Source organism: Caulobacter sp. GW821-FHT12D05 (assembly GCF_058807295.1).
The window spans coordinates 78,217-98,485 of the sequence record NZ_JBXAQO010000001.1; the positions used below are offsets into that span (position 1 = coordinate 78,217).

General features: G+C 68.2%; 19 protein-coding genes. 7 read left to right on the plus strand and 12 right to left on the minus strand.

Going from position 1 to position 20,269, the window contains the following annotated elements:
- Positions 1-3: 3 nt before the first annotated feature.
- Positions 4-504 carry a PIN domain-containing protein gene (locus AC1RRR_RS00450; protein ID WP_492809623.1) on the minus strand — a complete coding sequence of 167 codons (501 nt, stop codon included), beginning with the start codon at positions 502-504 and terminating at the stop codon, positions 4-6.
- Entirely contained in the window at positions 504-773 is a 270-nt protein-coding gene (locus AC1RRR_RS00455) for a type II toxin-antitoxin system Phd/YefM family antitoxin (RefSeq protein WP_492809624.1), read from the minus strand. Before AC1RRR_RS00455 ends, AC1RRR_RS00450 begins: the two co-directional genes overlap by 1 nt.
- Positions 774-953: 180 nt before the next feature.
- Here AC1RRR_RS00455 and AC1RRR_RS00460 point away from each other — a divergent pair, with 180 nt between their 5' ends.
- Positions 954-2,318 carry a cation:proton antiporter gene (locus AC1RRR_RS00460; protein WP_492809626.1) on the plus strand — a complete coding sequence of 455 codons (1,365 nt, stop codon included), beginning with the start codon at positions 954-956 and terminating at the stop codon, positions 2,316-2,318.
- Positions 2,319-2,576: 258 nt separating this feature from the next.
- Positions 2,577-4,235, plus strand: coding sequence for a flagellar hook-basal body complex protein (locus AC1RRR_RS00465; protein WP_492809628.1), 1,659 nt, complete (start codon positions 2,577-2,579; stop codon positions 4,233-4,235).
- Positions 4,236-4,411: 176 nt separating this feature from the next.
- On the opposite strand, the gene AC1RRR_RS00470 is transcribed toward AC1RRR_RS00465, so the two are convergent.
- On the minus strand, positions 4,412-5,959 hold the full coding sequence (locus AC1RRR_RS00470; protein WP_492809629.1) for a tryptophan halogenase family protein: 1,548 nt from the start codon (positions 5,957-5,959) through the stop codon (positions 4,412-4,414).
- A gap of 205 nt (positions 5,960-6,164) precedes the next feature.
- On the opposite strand from AC1RRR_RS00470, the gene AC1RRR_RS00475 reads away from it, so the two are divergent.
- On the plus strand, positions 6,165-7,274 hold the full coding sequence (locus AC1RRR_RS00475) for an epoxide hydrolase family protein (RefSeq protein WP_492809631.1): 1,110 nt from the start codon (positions 6,165-6,167) through the stop codon (positions 7,272-7,274).
- Here AC1RRR_RS00475 and AC1RRR_RS00480 read toward each other — a convergent pair.
- The 3 genes from AC1RRR_RS00480 to AC1RRR_RS00490 are packed head-to-tail and all read right to left on the minus strand — an operon-like array spanning position 7,262 to position 10,096.
- A complete protein-coding gene (locus AC1RRR_RS00480) occupies positions 7,262-7,933 on the minus strand; it encodes a helix-turn-helix domain-containing protein (RefSeq protein ID WP_492809632.1) in 672 nt (223 codons plus the stop codon). The genes AC1RRR_RS00475 and AC1RRR_RS00480 overlap by 13 nt on opposite strands.
- Positions 7,933-9,162, minus strand: a complete 1,230-nt coding sequence (locus AC1RRR_RS00485) for a PQQ-dependent sugar dehydrogenase (RefSeq protein WP_492809633.1) — start codon at positions 9,160-9,162, stop codon at positions 7,933-7,935. The genes AC1RRR_RS00480 and AC1RRR_RS00485 overlap by 1 nt, the downstream gene beginning before the upstream one ends.
- Before the next feature lie 34 nt (positions 9,163-9,196).
- Entirely contained in the window at positions 9,197-10,096 is a 900-nt protein-coding gene (locus tag AC1RRR_RS00490; protein WP_492809634.1) for a LysR family transcriptional regulator, read from the minus strand.
- A 94-nt stretch (positions 10,097-10,190) separates the two neighbouring features.
- Between AC1RRR_RS00490 and AC1RRR_RS00495 the strand changes: the two genes are divergently transcribed.
- Positions 10,191-10,583: a RidA family protein gene (locus AC1RRR_RS00495; protein WP_492809635.1), complete on the plus strand. Its 393-nt coding sequence runs from the start codon at positions 10,191-10,193 to the stop codon at positions 10,581-10,583.
- Here the strand turns inward: AC1RRR_RS00495 and AC1RRR_RS00500 are convergent.
- From AC1RRR_RS00500 to AC1RRR_RS00510, 3 genes are all read right to left on the minus strand, one after another.
- Positions 10,580-11,623 (minus strand): oxidoreductase, encoded by a 1,044-nt coding sequence (locus AC1RRR_RS00500; protein WP_492809637.1) that lies wholly within the window; start codon positions 11,621-11,623, stop codon positions 10,580-10,582. The two genes, AC1RRR_RS00495 and AC1RRR_RS00500, sit on opposite strands and share 4 nt — an antisense overlap.
- 72 nt (positions 11,624-11,695) lie before the next feature.
- Entirely contained in the window at positions 11,696-12,970 is a 1,275-nt protein-coding gene (locus AC1RRR_RS00505) for an MFS transporter (RefSeq protein ID WP_492809639.1), read from the minus strand.
- A 39-nt stretch (positions 12,971-13,009) separates the two neighbouring features.
- Entirely contained in the window at positions 13,010-13,831 is an 822-nt protein-coding gene (locus AC1RRR_RS00510; protein WP_492809641.1) for a 2-keto-4-pentenoate hydratase, read from the minus strand.
- Positions 13,832-14,111: 280 nt separating this feature from the next.
- Here AC1RRR_RS00510 and AC1RRR_RS00515 point away from each other — a divergent pair, with 280 nt between their 5' ends.
- The gene (locus tag AC1RRR_RS00515) at positions 14,112-16,193 is read left to right on the plus strand and encodes a hybrid sensor histidine kinase/response regulator (protein WP_492809643.1); all 2,082 of its coding nucleotides are present in this window, start codon (positions 14,112-14,114) and stop codon (positions 16,191-16,193) included.
- Here the strand turns inward: AC1RRR_RS00515 and AC1RRR_RS00520 are convergent.
- The 3 genes from AC1RRR_RS00520 to AC1RRR_RS00530 are packed head-to-tail and all read right to left on the minus strand — an operon-like array spanning position 16,123 to position 18,589.
- Positions 16,123-16,467, minus strand: coding sequence for a hypothetical protein (locus tag AC1RRR_RS00520; protein ID WP_492809645.1), 345 nt, complete (start codon positions 16,465-16,467; stop codon positions 16,123-16,125). The genes AC1RRR_RS00515 and AC1RRR_RS00520 overlap by 71 nt on opposite strands.
- A 27-nt stretch (positions 16,468-16,494) precedes the next feature.
- Positions 16,495-18,162, minus strand: a complete 1,668-nt coding sequence (locus AC1RRR_RS00525; protein WP_492809646.1) for a TadG family pilus assembly protein — start codon at positions 18,160-18,162, stop codon at positions 16,495-16,497.
- 1 nt (position 18,163) lies between these two features.
- On the minus strand, positions 18,164-18,589 hold the full coding sequence (locus AC1RRR_RS00530; protein WP_492809648.1) for a TadE/TadG family type IV pilus assembly protein: 426 nt from the start codon (positions 18,587-18,589) through the stop codon (positions 18,164-18,166).
- Between the two features lie 238 nt (positions 18,590-18,827).
- Between AC1RRR_RS00530 and AC1RRR_RS00535 the strand changes: the two genes are divergently transcribed.
- A complete protein-coding gene (locus tag AC1RRR_RS00535) occupies positions 18,828-19,718 on the plus strand; it encodes a PAS domain-containing protein (protein WP_492809650.1) in 891 nt (296 codons plus the stop codon).
- A gap of 58 nt (positions 19,719-19,776) precedes the next feature.
- The gene (locus tag AC1RRR_RS00540; protein WP_492809651.1) at positions 19,777-20,142 is read left to right on the plus strand and encodes a BlaI/MecI/CopY family transcriptional regulator; all 366 of its coding nucleotides are present in this window, start codon (positions 19,777-19,779) and stop codon (positions 20,140-20,142) included.
- The last annotated feature ends 127 nt before the right edge of the window (positions 20,143-20,269 follow it).

A 20,269-nucleotide genomic window follows, 5' to 3' on the forward strand; every position in this document is an offset into this window, starting at 1 on the left:
GGCCTAGCCCCGGACGAAGATGTTGCGCAGCCACTGGGTGCCGGCCTTGGCGGCCTGGCCCCAGTCTTCCTCGTCGTCCAGCGCCTCGGGCTTGTAGCCCCAGGGATTGAACACCTTCAGGCGCGGGACCTTGGCGAAGACCGCCGGATCGCGCGTGGCCAGGGTCAGGCCGTGCTCTAAGGCCGTGGCGGCCAGCAGGGCGTCGCGGCTATCGGCCAGGGGCACATGCGCCCGGCGGCGGACCACGGCGGCGTCGATCGACAGGATGCGGCCCTCGAAGGCCGGAGCCACGCGGTTGTCCAGCCAGTCCCGCAGCGCCGCGCCCTTGGCCTTGTCCTTGCGCTCGGCGCGGGTGGTGGCGGTCTCCAGTTCCAGCAAGGTGAGCGCCGAGACGAACAGGCTGGAGCGCGCGGCCCGCGCCGCCCAGACGGCCAGGCCCGCATCGGTGGTGCCGGCCTTGGCGTTGCGCAGCTCGAAGACGACGTCGGTGTCCAGCAGATGCATCAGTCGTCTCCCCGCCGATCCCACGCCTCGGTCGAGCGCGGCAGCTCCACGGCGGGCAGGCCGGGCATGGCCAGGAGGTCGACGATGGTCTCGGTCTGGCCCGTCAGCCGGCGGTAGTTTTCGACGCTCATCAGCACGTGGGTGGGGCGGCCGCGATCGGTGATGAACACCGGCTCGATTCTGGCCGCGCGCTTGGCCTGGCTGACATCCTGGTTGAATTCACGGCTGGTGATGATCTTCACGGCGGCTCGCTCAACCTGCAATGACAAGGCTGTCTTGTAGGTACGTTACTACTTTGTGTCGTTCCAGCAACAGAAATTTGGTCAGCAAAAACAATCGACTGACAAGGCTGTCAAAAATGGATGCGCCGCATTGCGCCGGGCACGGATTCCTGCGCGGCATGGGCTCAAGGCGCAAAGCCAGACGACATCGATTAGGGGGCTAAGACAGTGTCAGACCTACTCTCGCAGACCATCGCCGTGGCGGGTGATCTGCTGAACAAGCACGGACCGGCCATCAAGGCGGCGCCAAGCAGCTTCTCGCCGACCGACTTTTCCGTCCATTTCTTCCTGCAGTTGGCCGTGATCGTACTGGCCTGCCGCGTCGTGGGTTGGCTGGGCCAGAAGCTGCTGAAGCAGCCCCAGGTCGTGGGTGAGATGATCGCCGGCGTGGTGCTTGGCCCTTCGCTGCTGGGCCTGCTGGCCCCCGATCTCCAGGCCGCCATCTTCCCCAAGGAAACCAAGAACATCCTGTATGTCGGCGCCCAACTGGGCGTGGGCCTCTACATGTTCATGGTCGGCACCAGCTTCCAGGCGGGCCACTTCAAGGCCAAGGCCAAGAGCGCCATGAGCGTCTCGTTCGCCGGCATCGCCGCGCCGTTCCTGATCGCCGCCGCCATCACCCCGTTCCTGCTGAAGGTCCCGGGCCTGTTCGCCGCCGGCATCAGCCAGGCCAACGCCACGCTGTTCATGGGCGCCTGCATCGCCCTGACCGCCTTCCCGATGCTGGCCCGGATCATCAATGAGCGCGGCCTGGCCAAGACTTCGCTGGGGACGCTGTCCCTGACCGCCGGCGCCTTCGACGACGCGGTGTCGTGGTGCGTGCTGGCCCTGGTGCTGGCGACGTTCGGCGGCGGTCCCGGCGTGGCGGGCCTGGCCATCGGCGGCGGCCTGCTGTGGGTGCTGTTCGTCGTCACCATGGGTCCCAAGATCCTGGCTCCGATCGGCCGTATGGTCGAGCGCGACGGCGAGATGACCACCTCGACCCTGGCTCTGGTCATCCTGGCCTTCTGCACCTCGGCGTTCCTGATGGACGCGGTGGGCATCCACGCCATCTTCGGCGGCTTCATCCTGGGCGTGGTCATGCCGCGCGGCCTGCTGGTCGAGGAGCTGAAGAAGAAGGTCGAGCCGATCGCCGTCGTGCTGCTGCTGCCGATGTTCTTCACCTATTCGGGCCTCAACACCCGGATGGATATGGTCAACTCGCCGCAACTCCTCTTGATCGCGCTGGGCGTCCTGGCCGCCTCGATCGTAGCCAAGTGGGGCGCCTGCTACGTCGCCGCCCGCCTGACCGGCGAGAACCACGCCACCTCGATGGGCATCGGCGCGCTGATGAACTCGCGCGGCCTGATGGAGCTGATCATCATCAATATCGGCCTGCAGAAGGGCATCATCGGCCCAACCCTGTTCTCGATGCTGGTGCTGATGGCGATCGTCACCACGGTGATGGCCAGCCCGCTGTTCGAGGTCGTCTACGGCAAGAAGGCCCGGGAATCGGGCGAGCTGGGCGCGGTCCCGGATCCGGCCCGCGCCTGAAGACTTTCGATCTAGGCATTCCCCTCGGGCCCGCTTCGGCGGGCCCTTTTCTTTTGTCAGGGGGCGCCCGCTTCGGCGGGCCTTTTCTTTAACCATGCACCGGGCAGGAAACGCCGCCATGCGCGGGCGGCGCCCGGCAGTTTCGCTCCAAATATGGTAAACGATTCCGTGGGTTAACCATCTAATCCACTCAATGTTGAGTGAATCTGCAAACTCGCACGATCGCTGCATGGGGGCTCCCGCATAACGGGAGCCGTCATGACTGTAGGTAGCGCATTCCACGCGGCGGTTTCTGGCCTGCTGGCCAATTCGCAGGCCCTGGCGGCGATCTCCAACAACATCGCCAACGTCAACACGCCTGGCTACAAGCGCCAGACGACGGCGTTCTCGTCCCTGGTCGGCAATGCGGGGGGAGCCGGAGGCGTGGCCGCCAAGGCGCGCCAGCATGTCTCCCAACAGGGCGTTGCGATGTCGACCCAGTCGACGACAGACCTGTCGATCGCCGGCGCGGGGTTCTTCGTCACCACCAAGAAAGCCGAGGGGGCGACGGCGGCCGACAGTCGCCTGTTCGTCCGCACCGGCTCGTTCCTGCCCGACAGCCAGGGGTATCTGCGCAACGACGCGGGCCTGTACCTGCAGGGCTGGCTGGCCGACCCGGTGACCGGCGCGATCACCCCCGATCCGTCGAACCTGTCGAACCTGTCCACGATCCGGGTGTCCTCGAGCGGCGGCGCGACCGACAAGACCACCCGTGTCGGGCTCGGCGGCAATCTGAACGCGGCCCAGGCTATGTCGCCGGCCGCCCGCGCCAGCCTGTCCAAGCCCGGCGCGCCGGAAACCCCCTCCGGATCCGCCGACTACGAGGTCACCTACAGCCCGACGGGCCAGGGCAATCAGTACGCGGTCGAGATCAAGCGCGAAGGCGTCGCCATCTCGTCCGGCGTGGCCGCCTACGACCCGGCCAGCGGCGCCCTGATCAGCTACACGCCCAAGGGAACGACCACGCCCGTCACCAGCCTGACCACGGCCGGCCAGACGGTGGCGTTGGCCGACCTGGGCCTGGGCGACAAGACCGATGTCGCGGGCCTGGCCGTCTACGACCCGGCCTCCCGGTCGATGGCCGACTACGCCCGGGATCCGTCCATCGGCGTCAAGCCGGACTTCGAGATGCAGATCCCGATCTCGGACTCCAAGGGCGGCGATCGCAGCCTGACCCTGTCCTTCATCAAGGGACCGGGCCCGAACGAATGGTTCGCCGAGTTGCGCGCCAGGCCGGGCGAGCTGGCCAATAACGCCAATGGCCTGATCAGCTCGGGCAAGGTGACCTTCACCAATGACGGCAAGCTACTGGACAGCGGCGGCCTGCTGACGGGCGATCCGCCCTCGATCGCGATCGGCGGCTCCGACCCGTCCGCGACCGGCAGCGCGCCGCGATGGGCCGATAGCCTGGGGATCGCCGCTCAGACGATCAAGGTCGACCTGACCGGCGCGACCGGCGGCCTCACCCAGCTCAGCGCCCCGTCCGTGGCCGGCACGGTCGAGGCCAACGGCGCGGCGGTCGGTGAACTGACGGGCGTCGAGATCGACGAGCAGGGCTATGTCACCGCCACCTACGACAACGGCGTGGTTCGGCGGATCGCCCAGGTCCCCATCGCTACCTTTGCCAACCCCGACGGCCTGCAGGCGGTCGACGGCGGCGCCTATCAGGTGACCAGCGACAGCGGCGGCTATCAACTGCACGCGGCGGGACAGGGCGGGGCAGGCGACATCGCCCCGGCCACGCTGGAGGCCTCGACGGTCGACCTGGCGGTGGAGTTCACCGACCTGGTCACCGTGCAGCGGGCCTATTCGGCCTGCTCGCGGGTCATCAAGGTCGCCGACGATATGCTGGTCGAGCTGCTCGACATGAAGCGATGAGGGGGATCTGGGCTCATAGGGCTGCTTCCTCCCATCACCCACAACCGATCATCCCCGCGAAAGCGGGGATCCAATCGGCCTTGCAGGATGAGGAGAGACGGCGCGATGACCCGCTGACTCGGCTTGGATCCCCGCTTTCGCGGGGATAGTCGGATTTGGGGTTGGCGTGAGTTCGCCTAAGCCCCCTCCAGCGCGAACCCGAACTTGTTGATCTGGGCGATCAGGTCGCGGTGGCTGGGCAGGTCCTGCGTCGCGCGGTCGGCGAAGCCGCGGATCTTGGCGAACAGCTTGGCGGCCGCCGCGACGTCGGGGAACTCGCCCGCGCCGTCGGTCAGGTCGGTTTTGAAGCCCATGCCGTACAGGATGTACTGGTAGTTGAAGAAGGCGAAGGTCTCGAGGTCGAGGATGAAGTCGAACCGGGCCGGCGGGCGGTGACGCCACTGTTCCAACAGGTCGACCAGGCGCTCGGGGATGGTCGCGGGATCGGCATTCTCGCGCCAGAACGGCTCGGGCCGTTGGCTGAGCGCGTAGTGCAGCTTCAGGAAGACGATGATGTTGTCGTAGCGGGCCGTCATCAGCTCGTTGAAGCGGCGGGCCGGGGCGCTGACCGGGCCTGAGTGCGGGAAGAGCTCGGCGATCATCGCCACGGCCGCCTCGATCAGCACCACGCCGGTGGACTCCAGCGGCTCCAGGAAGCCGGCCGACAGGCCCACGGCGACGCAGTTCTTGATCCACTGCTTCTCCCGATAGCCGGCGTCGAAGCTGATCTTGCGGGTCTCGATTTCAGCGCCGCCGAGGTAGTCGCGCAGAATCGCCTCGGCGCGGTCGTCATCGATGTGGTCGCTGGAATAGACGCAGCCGACGCCGCGGCCGTGGGCCAGGGCGATGTCCCAGATCCAGCCGGCCTCGTGGGCGGTGGCGACGGTGTAGCTCTGGATCGGCGCGTCGGGGCGCTCATAGGGCGCGCGACAGGCGATGGCGCGGTCGGCGAACAGGATCGGTTTCACCGACTTGAACGGCGCGCCCAGGGCCTTGCCGATCAGCTCGGCGCGGAAACCGGTGCAGTCGACATAGAGGTCGGCGGTGAGGTCGCCGTGCTCGGCGCTGACGATGTGGTCGATCGCGCCGGTCTCATCCAGCACGGCCTCCGACAGGTTGCCCTTCAGGTGGCGTACGCCCAGCTCTTGGGCGCGCTCGGCCAGCACCGCCGCCAGCTTGGCCGCGTCGAAGTGGTAGGCGTAGTTCAGCGGGCCGGCGAAGTCGCTCTCGTGCGGGCGCTTGGGCGCGCGCTGGGCGTCAGCGACGCGGGCCTGGATGGTCACGGCCTCGGCGAACGGGGCGCGGGTGGTCTCGCTTTGCAGCAGCCAGTAGGGCGCCAGCGACGCGCCCTCGGTCGAGAACGGGGCCTCGAACGGATGGAAGAAGGCGTGATGCTTGTCGCCCTCTGGGGCGCGCGCCCAATCGACGAAGCGGATGCCTTGCTTGAAGGTCGCCGAGGTCTCGCGAATGAACCGCGCCTCGTCGATCCCCAGGAACCGCAGGGTGTTGCGGATGGTCGGGAAGGTGGCTTCGCCGACGCCGATGATGCCGATGTCGGGCGACTCCAGGAGGGTGATCTCCAGGTGCGACTGCTCGGCCACGCGCAGGGCCTTGGCCAGATAGGCGGCCGTCAGCCACCCAGCCGTCCCGCCGCCCACGATCAGAATGCTTCGCCTGCGCTGCATAGCGACCTTGATAGCAGAGTTCGGCGAAGGGGGAGGGTTTTCGCATTTCTACAATTAGCGCCCGGGGCGGGTCGGTAGCCTGACTTCACTGAACGAACACAGGACGCCCGCCATGAACCGCCGCGACTTCGGAAAAACCCTTTTCGCGACGGCCCTGACGAGCGGCCTGGCTGCCCAACCCGCCCGTGCAAAGGACCGCCCCGCCATGACCCCGACGCCCTTCAAGATCGCCATCCCGGACGCCCAGCTGGCCGACCTGAAGTCGCGCCTGCAACACACCCGCTGGCCGGACGAGCCCGCCGACTCCGCGTGGATGTTCGGGACCAGCCTCGGCTACATGAAGTCGCTGACCGACTACTGGTTGAACCAGTACGACTGGCGCAAGGCCGAGGCCCAGCTGAACGCCTTGCCGAACTACAAGGTCGCCATCGACGGCGTCGACCTGCACTTCGTGCACAAGCCGGCCAAGAAGGCGGACGCCCCGGCGCTGCTGCTGGTGCACGGCTGGCCCGACAGCTTCTACCGCTATCACAAGGTGATCGACGCCCTGTCCGAGGACTTCCACGTCGTGGTCCCGTCGATCCCCGGTACGGGCTTCTCCAGTCGTGTGGCCCAGCCGGCCGACAAGACCGCCGACCTCTTCGTTGATTTGATGGGCAAGGTGCTGGGGCATGACCGCTTCATGGTCGCCGGCGGCGACCTGGGCTCGGTGATCGCCATGTCGCTGACCCAGCGCCATCCCGACAAGATCATCGGCATCCACGTCACCGACGTCGGCTATCCGGACCACACCACCGACTTCTCGGTGCTGAGCGGCCCCGAGCAAGCCTATGCCGGCGCCATCCAGCAGTGGTTCTTCGCCCACGGCGCCTTCAACCTGGTGCAGGCCACCAAGCCGCAGAGCCTGGCCTTCGCGGTCAACGACTCGCCGGTGGGGCTGGCGGCCTGGATCATGAGCTTCATGGGCGGCATGGGGCTGGGCGACGGGGTTGATGCGCGCTTCGGTCGAGACGAGATCCTGACCAACATCATGATCTATTGGCTGACCGAGACGGCGGCGTCGTCCTTCCGCATCTACAGCCAGAACGCCATGAACGCGCCGACCATCAAGGGCGCGGGCACGAAGGTCCCGGCAGCCGTGGCGACCGAGGCCCCGATCCCCGGCGGGGTGCGCCTGCCGCGCGCATGGGCCGATCGCCAGACGGGTGGCAATGTCGTGCGGTTCACCGACATGGCGACGGCGGGTCACTTCGCGGCCTGGGAGGAGCCGAAGGCGTATGTGGCCGACCTGAAGGCCTTCGCTCAGAGCTTGTGAACCGCCTCGAGGTTCGAGGGCAGGGCGCCCATGATCTTCTTGATCGACTTGATCATGTGCGGCTGGTCGGTGAAGCCCAGGTCAGCCGCCACGCCCGCCGAGGCCTCGCCCGCCTTCAGCCGCCGCACCGCTTCCTGGGCGCGGCGGATCTGCTGGAAGCTCTTCTGGGTGATGCCGGTGGTCTGCTTGAAGTGCTGCTGCACAGAGCGTGGCGAGGCGGCCTTGGGGGTCTCGGTGAAGGCGCGGGCGACCAGGTCGTTGGAGAGCAACAGGCCCGCGGCGACCATGGCGTCCACTAGCGGCTCGGCGTTCTCGAAGGTCGGCAGAGGGAACGCGACGCCGTCCAGTTCGAAGGTCTCGCCGCTCACGGGCAGGACGCGGATCTCAGGGCCGACCCGCGTCTCCGGATCCCGCGCCAGATAGACGTGGGCGGCGAAGGAGAGCACGACCGAGCTCTCCCCCGCCTTGTACGGGACCTCGACCGGCTCGGTGGCCTGGCCGCTCAGGAAGACGAACGACCCGCCGTCCGGTGCGATGCTGCGGATCAGGTCCCACGAGCCGTCGGGTGTCGCCGAATAGACGCCGTCGGTGAGACAGACCGTCTGCCAGACCGTGTCGATCCAGGGATGCGGCGACTGCCGGGCCGTATGCTTCTGCATCAGCCTTTCGGGGTGATCTTGATCAGCTTGCCGTCGTCCTCGTCGGTGACGACATAGATCGCGCCGTCCGGACCGGTGACGACGTCGCGGACGCGGCCGCCGATGTCGGTGAACAGGCGCTCCTCGCCGACGACCTTGTCGTCCTTGAGGACCAGGCGGTCGACATGCTGTTCCTTCAACGAGCCGATCAGCACGCTGCCCTTCAGGGCCGGGAACAGGCTGGCCTCATAGAAGGTCATGCCCGAGGGGGCGATGACGGGGTCCCAGTAATAGACCGGCTGTTCTAGCCCGTCCTTCTGGGTGATGCCGTCGCCGATCGGCTTGCCCGAATATTCCTCGCCATAGGTGATGGTGGCCCAGCCATAGTTCTTGCCGGCCTCGGGATGGTTCAGCTCGTCGCCGCCCTTGGCGCCGTGCTCAACGGTCCAAAGCTTGCCGCTGGGATCCAGGGCGGCGGCCTGCAGGTTGCGGTGGCCGTACGACCAGATCTCGGGCTTGGCGCCGGCCTGGCCCACGAAGGGGTTGTCGGACGGGATCGAGCCGTCGGCGTTGATGCGCACGACCTTGCCCAGGGTGGCGTCCAGCTTCTGGGCCTGGACGCGGCCTTCCTGGATCGAGCGCTCGCCGGTGGTGATGAAGAGCTTGCCGTCACGCGCGAAGACCAGGCGGCCGCCGAAGTGCAGGGTGCTGTCCATCTTCGGCGCCTGGCGCCAGATGACCTGGACGTTCTCCAGCTTGGGCGCGGCGCCCAAAACGAGCTTGCCGCGCGCGGCGCTGGTGCCGTTCACGCTGCCGTCCGCTTCCGAGAAGGTCCAGTAGACCAGGCCGTTGCTGGCGTAGTTCGGGTCGATCGCCAGGCCCAGCAGGCCGCCTTGGCCCTCGGCGAACACCGGCGGCAGGCCGGTGACGGCGGGCGAGAGCTTGCCGTCCTTGCCCAGAATACGCAGGCGGCCAGCGCGCTCGGTGACCAGGATCTCGCCGGTCGGCAGGAAGGCCAGGGCCCAGGGGTGATCCAGGCCGCTGGCCAGGGTCGTGTACTGGCCTTGGGTGTTCGACGAGAGGCCCGGCGCGCGGGTCTGGCCGACGAAGGCGGGCTTCTGCTCGGGCGCGTTGGCGACGCGGCTCTCGACGGGGGCACCGCCGGTTTGCCCCGGTTGGGCGGGAGCGGGACCACAGGCGGCCAGAGCGGCGGCGAGGGCGGCGGAGGCGGTGAGCAGGGAAGCGCGCATGGCCGCGACCTTAGGATGATTTCCGTGACGGCGGCTAGCGGTCTCGGCTGGTCTCCCGCACCACATCTAGGAAGGCCCGCAGGGCAGGCGGCACGGCGCGATGGCCGGGGTAGTAGACCGCCGCGGGCTCGGCGAACTGCAGCCACGGCGCCAGCACCTCGCGCAGCTGGCCAGCGGCAAGGGCGGCCTGCGCGGCGGTTTCGATCACATAGGCCACGCCCAGGCCGCGCACGGAGGCGTCGACCATCAGCTCCTCGTCGTCCAGCGCCACGGGGCCAGTGACGTCGAGGGTCATCGTCTGGCCGGCGCGCTCGAACTCCCAGCGATACAGGCGGCCGCTGGGCAGGCGGTGGCCGATGCACTGGTGGCGCGTGAGGTCGTCGGGCGTGGTCGGGGTTCCGGCGCGCTCCAGATAGGCCGGCGAGGCGATGCAGACGAAGCGCAGCGGCGCGCCGATCGGCACGGCGATCATGTCGCGCGGGACCGAGCCGGCCAGCCGCACCCCGGCGTCGAAGCCGGCCTGGACGATGTCGATCAGCTGGCCCTGGACCACCAGGTCGACCGTCACGTCCGGATGGCGCTGGGCCATCACCGGCAGGACGTCGCGAACCAGGATGGCGGCGCCCACGCGCGGGGCGTTGATGCGCACGACGCCGGCGACTTGGCCCCGGAACGGCGCGACGCTGTCCAGGGCGCCGTCCAGCGCGGCCAGGGCCGGTTGCAGGCTCTCCAGAAGCTGGAAGCCGGCCTCGGTGGGCGAGACGCTGCGGGTGGTGCGGTTCAAGAGGCGCACGCCCATGCGCTCCTCCAGCGCCCGCATCGCATGGCTCAGGGTCGAGGGCGCCGCGCCCAGCTCGTCGGCCGCGCGGCGGAAGCTGCGATGGGTTGCCACTGAGACGAAGGCGGCGAGGTCGTTGAGGGACGGACGGCTCATTGCTGGGGATTTTGCATCAGCTCATGCCGATTTCAACGCCTAGTGGGTCACTGGCGCGCCGCCTATCTCGCTGGAACAGAGAAAGGAAACTGTCATGTCCAAACGAGACGCCATCTTCCCCGCCGGCCGCCATGCTCTCTACGAGAAGCACCGGTACTCGCCCGCCATCCGTTCGGGCGATCTGCTGTTCGTGTCCGGTCAGGTCGGCAGCCGCGAGGACGGCACGCCCGAGCCGGTGTTCGAGGACCAGGTGCGTCTGGCCTTCGCCAACCTCCAGGCCGTGCTGGCCGCCGCCGGCGCCAGCCTGGACGACGTGGTCGACGTCACCAGCTTCCACACCGACCCGGAAGCGCAGCTGGAGACGGTGCTGGCCGTCCGTGACGAGGTGATCGGCGCACCGCCCTATCCGAACTGGACGGCGATCGGGGTCAATTGGCTGGCCGGCTTCGACTTCGAGATCAAGGTCATCACCCGGATCCCCGGCTAGCCGACTGGCAACTCGCGCCGCTCGTCGCTGGCGCGCTGGGCCAGTTCCAGCAGCCTCATCGTCCGCAGCGCCTCCTCGACCGGCACGGGCGAGGGGGCGCCGTGAAGGATGGCCTCGCGCACCCCGGCGTAGAACTGGCGGTAGCCGGTGACCTCGGGCCGCACGTCCGTCTGGACCGGGACCTCGTCCACCACCGTGGTCAGCACCCCGTGGCGGCTGTCGCGGCCCCAGCCGGAGGCGCCGGGGGTCATGCCGGCCTTCAGCTGGGCTTCCTGCGGGTCCAGGCCGTGCTTGACGAAGCTGGCCTTGGTCCCGTGCACGGCGAAGCGCGGGCCCGAGGCGGCGGTCAGCAGGTTGCCGTGCAGGATCACCCGCAGCACCGGGTAGCACAGCGTGACGTGGAAATAGTCGTCGGCGGTGGCCCCTTCACGCTGGGCGCCGATGTCGGCCGAGATGGCCAGGGGATCGCCGAACAGCACCAGGGCCTGGTCCAGCAGGTGCGGCCCCAGGTCGATCCAGGCGCCCGAGCCCGGACCGGCCCGCTCGCGCCAGCGGTCGCGCACCTCGGGGCGGAAGCGGTCGTAGCGGTTCTCGCACAGGACGATCTCGCCCAGCACGCCCTCGGCCAGCAGGCGCTGGACGGTCAGGAAGTCGCTGTCCCAGCGGCGGTTGTGGAACACGGCCAGGAGTTTGCCGGCGGCCTTGGCGGCGTCGGCCATGATCCGCGCTTCGGCGGCGGTGACGGCGAACGGCTTGTCGACCACCACGTGCTTGCCGGTGGCGAGGGCGGCCAGGGCCTGGGGCGCGTGCAGGACGTTGGGCGTGGCGATGACGACGAGGTCGATGGCCGGATCGGCCAGGGCTTGATCGAGATCAGCGACGACTTGGACGTTTGGCAGGTCGGCCGCCACCTTGGCCGGGTCGCTGGACACCACGGTCCGCAGCGCAAAGCCCGGAGTCGCGTTGATCAGCGGGGCGTGGAAGGTCTTGCCGACGTAACCGTAACCGACAAGCACGACGTTCAGGTCAGGAGCGCTCATAGGGTCGCCTTCTAATGAAAAGGGCCGAGGATTGCTCCCCGGCCCTGATCGCATTCACGTGAAGCGCGCTGGTTAGATAACCACCGGCTCCATCTTGGGCGTCAGCAGGTGGATCACCAGCAGCGCGACCAGATAGACCGAACCCGCGACGATGAAGATCGGGGTGTAGGTGCCGATCTGCTCCAGCACGTTGCCGATGTACTTCGAGAAGGCCATGCCCCCGAAGGCGCCCAGCATGCCGCCGATGCCGACGACCGAACCGACCGCGGCGCGCGGGAACACGTCCGACGGCAGGGTGTAGAGGTTGGCCGAGAAGCCTTGGTGAGCCGCGGTGGCGACGCCGATGATCAGCACGGCCAGCCAGACGCTGTCGGCCTTGGCGGCGAACATCACCGGGATGGCCAGCAGGGCGCAGACCAGCATGGTCAGCTTGCGGGCCTTGTTGATGGTGGCGCCGTTCTTCATCAGCGTGGAGGACATCCAGCCACCGGCGACCGAACCGACGTCCGACAGCAGGTAGATGGCGATCAGCGGCGGGCCGAAGGTCTTCAGGTCAAGGCCGTAGCGCTTGCCCAGGAAGTCCGGCAGCCAGAACAGGAACATCCACCAGATCGGGTCGATCAGGAACTTGCCCAGGGCGAAGGCCCAGGTCTCGCGCTTGGTCAGCAGCTTGGCCCAGCCGATCTTCTCGACGGGGTCGGCCGGATCCTGCTCGATATAGGCCAGTTCGGCCGGCGACAGCTTCTTGGCTTCGCGCGGACGGCGATAGACGATCAGCCAGATCGGCAGCCAGACCAGGCCGGCGACGCCGGTGACGATGAAGGCCATCTGCCAGCCGAAGGCCAGCACGATGCCCGGAACGACCAGCGGCGTGACGATGGCGCCGATGTTGGTGCCGGCGTTGAACAGGCCGGTGGCGAAGGCGCGTTCCTTCTTGGGGAACCACTCGGCCACGGCCTTGATGCCGCCCGGGAAGCCGCCGGCTTCACCGATGCCCAGACCCATGCGGGCCGCCACGAAGCCGCCGAAGCCGGCCGCCGCCGCGTGGGCGATGTGAGCGATCTGCCAGATGGCGAAGGCCACGCCGAAGCCCCAGCGGGCCCCGATCTTGTCCATGATCTTGCCCCAGGCCAGGTACGCGATCGCGTAGGCCAGCTGGAAGTAGAAGACCAGGTCGGCGTAGTGTTTCTCGTTCCAGCCGAACTCGTGCGACAGGTCGGCCTTCAGGAGACCGATCGTCTGGCGATCGACGTAATTGATGACCATCGCCGCGAACAGCAGCGAGACGACCACCCAACGGTACCGTCCGATTTTCTCGGACGGCGCGGGCGCTTTTGAAAAGTCCATGGACGCCTTCCTTCCCCCTTGTTGTCGGGTCTTTTTCTTTTATTTCGCCGGAACAGCCACGCAGTCCACGGTTCCGAACGGGCCGAAATCGATGTGAGCCACGTCTCCGGCCGCCACGTCGTGGATGCCGGTGGTCGCGCCGGTGGTGACGATCTGACCCTTCTTCAAAGGCTTGCCGCGAGCCGCGACGGCGCCGAGCAGGAAGGCCAGAGCGGCCAGCGGAGAGCCCGGGATCGTCGCAGCGGTCGCCTTACCGACCGACTTGCCGTTGATGATGGTCTCGACCGGCATATCCTCCCAGGCGATGTCGCGCCAGTTGGAAATGGCCTGACCAATGATCTGACCATCGTTGTTGCCGAAGTCCGAGCAGACGACCGTCGGGCCCAGGGCGTTGATGGTGGCCAGCGGGCTGCCGGCGATCTCGACGCCGACCAGCAGCTCGCCGACATAGTCGGCGGCTTCTTCGGCGGTCCATTCGGTCTTGTCGGCCGGGGCGTCCTTGCCCAGGCGGATGATGAACTCGGCCTCGACGGCGCAGAAGCCGCCTTCGATGGCGCGGAACTCGTTCGGCGCGCCGACCTTGGCGTCCTGGACCTTGCTCTTGAAGATGCAGCCGGCCAGGCGCTCGGCGCCCAGGCGTTCACGGTGCTGCGGGGGCACCAGGCCCACCTTCCAGCCGACCAACTCGTCGGGCCACAGGTCGATGGCGATGTCCTGCACCGAGTAGCCTTCGGCCATGCTCGAGGGAATCACGCCGCCCGGATAGCTGGGGACCGAAACGCCATCCTGGCGCGCCTTGACGAATTGGGGGGCGATGGCCGCGGGGGTGAAAACCACGCTGTCGGCCTCAGAAACGGTCACGCCGTAGATCCTCCCTCGAAAATCGGCACAGGTCCCGCTTGGCGGGTGTTGTGACGTCTCTAGTGGAAACCGGTGTCATTGACAATGTGCGCATTGGGGAGGGCTTAACCTCGGCGGCCGACAAGCCCCGGAAGTCGCATACCCGACATGAGGTCGCTCGACGGTGGAGCTGTCTCGACAGTTTCAATTGTCGGGCGCAAAAGATCGCCAGATTTGTGGATAGAGCAGACAGTAGATTTTATGTCTTCTGTATCCTGAACATTGCCGCAAGTCGTGTTGTATGGGGTGCAACTCAGTGGTGTATCGCGGGGAAGAGCTGCTCGAATACCTCGAGAAGCGTAATCGCCATCTGCTTGAAATTTGCCGCGTGCAATCGAAGCTTGTAGCGGCCGACTTCGATCTCGATGAATTCATGCAAATGTCGGTCAATTTGCTGCGTTCGGTCTTCGGATCGGGCGGGGTGGTGGTCGAACTCGTGGACGGCGACGAGATGGTCTATGTCGCGATCGACGCCGACCATGCCGGCTATCACGGCCTGAGGCTGTCCAAGGACGCCTCGCTGTCGGGCCGCGCCGCCACCGAAGGGCGGCTGATGCACTGCGACGACGCTCATGAGGATCCGCGCGTCGACCGAGCCAATTGCGAGAAGATCGGCATCCGTTCGATGGTCTGCGCGCCGCTGCTCCAGAACGGCCGGGCCGTGGGCGTGCTCAAGGCGTTCGACGCCGCGCCCAAGGCCTTTGGCCGCGACGACATCGAGGCCGTGACCCTGGTCGCCGAGACCCTGGGCGCGGCCCTGGCCAAGCAGCTGGAATATGGCGACCGCGAAGGCCTGATGCTGGAGCTGGCCATGGCCCGCGACGAGGCCGAGGCCGAGGCCCGCCGCGCCCATATGGCCGAGGCGATGGGCGGCCTGGGCCGCTGGCGTTTCGACTATGTGACCGGACGCAGCGACTGGTCCGATCAGATGTACGACCTGCATGGCCTGCCGCGCGGCATGGTGGTCAGCAGCGAACACATCATGGGCATGGTCCATCCCGACGATATCGATCGGGTGCGGGCCCTGGTGCGCGAGCCCAGTCCGCTGGGCGCGGACCGGCCGTTCATCGACTTCCGCCTGACCCGCGCCGACAACGGCCAGCAGCGCCGGATGCAGGCCATGACCACCATCGAGCTGGACGCGCGCGGGGAGCGCACGGCGGTGATGGGCGTGCTGCGCGACGTCACCGAACAGTACGAGCGCGAGCGCGACTTGGCCGAGGCCCGCCGCGAGGCCGAGGCCGCGGCCCGCACCAAGGCCGCGTTCCTGGCCAACATGACCCACGAGCTGCGCACGCCGCTGACGGCGGTGCTGGGCTTCTCGCGCCTGGTCGAGCGCCGCGCCGATGTCGGCGAGGAGAGCCGGGCGATGGTCCGCCGCATCCTCAACGCCGGCGAGGCCCTGCTGCACACGATCAACGACCTGCTGGACTTCTCCAAGCTGGAGGATGGTCAGGTCGAGATCCGGCCGCGCCCGGTGAAGGTGGAGACCTGTGTTCGCGACACCCTTGAGTTGCTGGCGCCTCAGGCCGGGGCCAAGCGGCTGGACCTGGAGCTGGTCGTCGATCCCACCACGCCTCAGCGGGTGATGCTGGACCCCGACCGCGTGCGCCAGGTGCTGCTGAACCTGACCGGCAACGCCGTGAAGTTCACCGATACCGGCGCGGTGGTCGTGACCCTGGCGCCCTCGGCGGATCGGCAGTCGCTGGTCTGGAGCGTCAGCGACTCCGGACCGGGCATCTCGGCCGAGGGCGTCGAGCGCCTGTTCGTCCGCTTCTCGCAGGTCGAGGGCGGCGGACAGAGCGGCGGCGCGGGCCTGGGCCTGGCCATCTGCAAGGGGCTGATCGACGCCATGGGCGGGACGATCGGCGTCGAGAGCCGGCCGGGGCAGGGCTCACGCTTCTGGTTCTCGCTGCCAGCGGTCGACGTCGGCGCGGACGAGGCGGAGGAGGACTTCGCCGTGTGCGTCGAGGGCCGCAAGGTGCTGGTGGCCGACGACAATCCGGCCAACCGGCTGCTGCTGCGGACCATCCTTCAGGCCTTCGGGGCCGAGGTGGCCGAGGCCTGTGACGGCGGCGAGGCCGTGGACCTGGCCGACGGCGGCGGCTTCGACCTGATCCTGATGGACCTGCGCATGCCGGGCCTGGACGGGATCAGCGCCGCCCGCCAGATCCGCGCCGCGGCCGGCGAGCGCGCCGTCCCGATCCTGGCCTTCTCGGCCGATCGCGACCCGGTGATCGACGCCGCGCTGTTCAGCGGGTCGGTTCCGAAACCGATCGAGCCGGAAACGCTGTTGGCCGCGATGTCCCGAGCGATGGGCTAGGGGGCGATGGCCTGAGGGGCGAGGGGCTGGCCGCGTCGGGCCGCCAGCCGTTCTCCAGCAGGTCCAGCGCCATCAGGTGGGCGACCTCCAGGGTCAGGGCCTCCAGCCCGTCCAGCAGTTCCTGCCGCCGTTCCTGCACGGGGGTGTAGGCGTAGAGCGCGCAGATGGCGTGCAGCCGGGCGCGGATGTTCGGCGGCTCGAAGCTCGAGCCCAGCAGGCTGAACTCAGACGGCGGGGTCTGGGCGAGGCGCAGTTGGTGATAGGCGAGGGGCATGGGAAGGACTCCTTTCTAGAGTTGGGGTTAGGCGACCAGGGCGGCGTCGCGGCAGCGCAGGCCGTTCATGCGGACATCGGCCTGGCCCAGGCGCACGCCGACCAGGCCGGTCAGGGTGTTGAGGATCTCGTCCAGGGGGCGGGCCAGCGGGGTGAGCAGGCCGCCGACCGCGCCGACCAGGGCGCTCTCGCCCAAGCCGAGGCCCAGGCCCAGAAGGTTGACGTCCAGCGTCAGGTTGCCCAGCAGGGTCGAGACGGTGGCGCGGGCCAGGTCGGTGGTCGAGACGGTCTTGACCACGCGGCCGCGCACCTCGTCCTGGCGGAAGCGCACCGTTTGCCAGGCCTGACCGCCCAGCGACACCGACGCCTTGCCGGTCACCGAGAACAGCGGGGCCTTGGCGATGGTCGCCGAGGCGGGGGTCAGAGGGGTCTTGAAGTCATCCAGCTTGGCGGTGTCGATCTCGCCGATCATCAGCGAGCCCAGGCCGGGGGCGACGTCCAGGGCGGCTTCGTCGCTAGCGCAGGACATCGACTTCAGCCTGGCCGCGCCCGAGGCGGCCTCCACCAGGATCGGCAGCTTGACCTGCGCGGGAGCCAAGAGGCCCGAGCCGCCGACCTTGGCTTCCAGATAGAGCCGGGTCTGGGCGGTGCGGACGATGACGTCGCGGCTGGCGGTGATGGTCATCCAGGGGGCGTTGTTGGGCGGCTCGCCGATCGCCAGCCAGGCCTTGAGGTCGGCGACGCCAGGGATGGCCGCGCCGAGGTCCAGCTGGACCTGACGCGCGCCGTTCGACAGCTGCAGCACGGCCTTGGACAGGTTCAGGGCGTCCAGCTGCACCTTGGCTCCGCCGCCGCCCAGCACGCGGGTCTGCGCGCCATAGGGGCCGGGATCGAACAGGCGGTTCATGTCGGCCGGCGTGCGATCGCCGGCGGCGTTGGCCAGGGTGCGGGCGGCGTTCGAGGCGCGGGTCTGGCCCTTGCCGGCCAGGGCGCGCGACAGGGCCTTCAGGGCCTTGCCGGTGCTGAGCTTGGCGTCCAGCACCTCGTCGTACGAGGCGGCGGTCAGGTTCAGCTCGGTCTTCAGCGCGTCCAGATAGTCGAACAGGTCGACATCGGCGTCGGCCAGGGCGTCGTAGTCCATCACCGACAGGCTGACGTTCGAGCCCGTCAGGCCGCCCAGCAGGGCGTTGGCCAGGCCGCCGTCCAGGGCCGCCAGGCGCGTGCCGATCGAGAAGCTGGCCAGGTCGGCGCGGGCGGCGGTGGCCTGGCGGGCGATCGGCTGGCTGTCCTTGCCGGTGAAGGCCTTGCCGAAATAGAGCGGCGTCTGGCTCTCGATCCGCACGCGCACCGCGTCGGGATCGGTCCCGCCGGGCTGGAACCGCGCCTTGGTCGCGACGGCCTGGTTGGCGGCGTAGCGGCCCTTCTCGACGATGACCGTCAGCGGGCCGTCCCAGCCGTTGGCGCGGGCCGTGGCCAGGGCGGCGGCCTCGGCGTGGTCCAGGTCGCGGGCGGCGGCCAGGGCGGCCAGGTCCGCGGTGCCTTGCAGCTTGCGGCTCTGCAGGAACACCGAGCCCATGTCGACGACCAGGGCGGTGGTCCCCAGCAGGGCGGACATGGCGACCGCGCTGATCAGCGCGATGCCGCCGTCCTCGTTACGGGCGAAGTCGGGGTTCGAAGCAAGGTTGGGGCGGGCCATCTCAGTACCCTCCCAGACGGACCGAAGCCTGGCGCAGCACGGTCTTGGGCGGCGAGGGGACCAAGCCGTCGAAGGCCCGGAAGGCGTCCTGGCCGGTGTCGTAGCGGATCGACACCGTCAGCCGGTCGGGCTGGTTCTCGACGACCACGGCGGCGGCCTCGGGGCGCAGGCTGGGATAGTCGGCGACCTCGGCGGTCAGCGTGGCGCGGGCCAGCGACTCGCGCTCAGCCGTGTTGAGGCCCGCCAGGGCCGCGCGGGCCGAGTCGTTGGCCAGCTGCTGCACCGTGTGCGAGACCCAGAAATACTGGCCCCAGACCAGGATCCCGATCAGCAGGACCAGGAACATCGGGCCGACAATGGCGAATTCGACGGCGACCGCGCCGCTCTCGGGGCCGCGAACCGTCTTGTTTTGCGTACGTCCTCTCATGTGACGTCTCCTCCTCAGGAAGAGAAGTGTGCGTATGCACGCCTTGAGATTGGTAACGGCCCGATCGCGCGGATTCTTCGTGATTAGTGCGACACCCTGCCGCACGGGTTGCACGCGTCCCGGATGTTGTGGCGCGCGTTATGCAACAATAACGTGCTCGCGTGATGGTTCGGAGTGAACGTCCTTAAGGCGAGCGTGTCGGCGTTTTACGGATTTTACGGACAGCCAGGAGGCTGCGATGAAGACCCTGAACTCCGAGCCGTTGTCGGTCACCGCCGGCGAGATCAGCCGCAACTTCGGTCATTGGCAGGATCGGGCCCTGGAAGCGCCGGTCATCGTCACCCATCACGGCCGCCCGCGCGTGGCGGTGGTGTCGGCGGGGCTGTTCTTCGGCCTGTCGGAAGACACCGGCGGGCGCGAGGCCCAGGCGCGGTCGCAGACGGCGCTCTCGGCCATCCTGGGCGCGATGAGCGAGGCCTTCATCGCCTTCGACGAGCATCTGAAGGTCGCGGCCGTGAACCACCCGTTCGAGGCGCTGGCGGGCCTCAGCGCCAGCCAGCTGGAGGGATTGGCCTGCGCCGACCTCTTCCCCGCGCCGTGCCAGGCCCTGATCGGCGAGCAGCTGCTGCGCGCCCTGAAGGCCGGCGAGGTCCTGGAGTTCGAGGCCAACGCCTCGCCCGACGGCGCGCGCCGCTGCAGCATGCGGGCCTTTCCGTATCCGGGCGGCGCGGCTCTGGTGCTGCTCAACCGCAGCGAGGAGCGCGACCTGCGCCGCCGGTACGAGGCGGCCGAGGCGTTCCGCACCGCGACCTCGAACCTGCACGACGTGGGCGCGGCCCGGCTGAACGTGCGCGGCGCCTTCGCCGAGCTGGACGAGCGGTTCGCGGCCATGACCGGCTTCAAGGTCGAGGAGCTGATCGACTACCGTCTGACCGACGTGGTGCGCCCGGCCGAGCGTCACGCCCTGTCGGCGCAGATCGAGTCGGTCTTGCGGACGAATGTGCCGGCGGTGACGGTGGCGACTCTGCTGGTCAAGAACGGCGGCGAGCGTTCGGTGGAACTGAGTCTGGCCCCGGTCCTGGAGGATTATGCGCCCACGGGGCTGATAGCTGCCGCCCGCGCCGCCTAGCGGCTTGACACACGTAATAGCGGGTATAGCGTCACCCGTTGAATTACGGGTGTACGTCATGCACATCACCGCCGCCGAAGCTCACGTCATGGAAGCGCTCTGGCGCCGTCAGCCGCTGTCGGCCGACGAGCTGGTCGCCGAGGTTGGCGAGTCCCAGCAATGGGGCGAGGCCACCGTCAAGACGCTGATCAACCGCCTCCTGAAGAAGAAGGCAATCAAGTCCGAGCGCGCCGAGGGCAAGCACGGCTATCGCCCGCTGGTCGACCGCAGCGCCTATGTCCAGGCCGAGAGCCAAGGCCTGCTGGACCGCCTGTTCGACGGCCAGCTGGCCCCGCTGATCAGCCACTTCGCCCAACACCGCCCGCTGCGCGCGGATGAGGTGGAGAAGCTGAAGAAGCTGATCGACGAGATGGGCGAGAAGTAGGATTTTCCCTCTCCCCCTGCGGGAGAGGGTGGCCTGCGGAGCAGGTCGGGTGAGGGGTTGCGCTCCGTCATCCGGACAGGCCTTTCGACCCCTCATCCGTCAGCTGCGCTGACACCTTCTCCCGCAA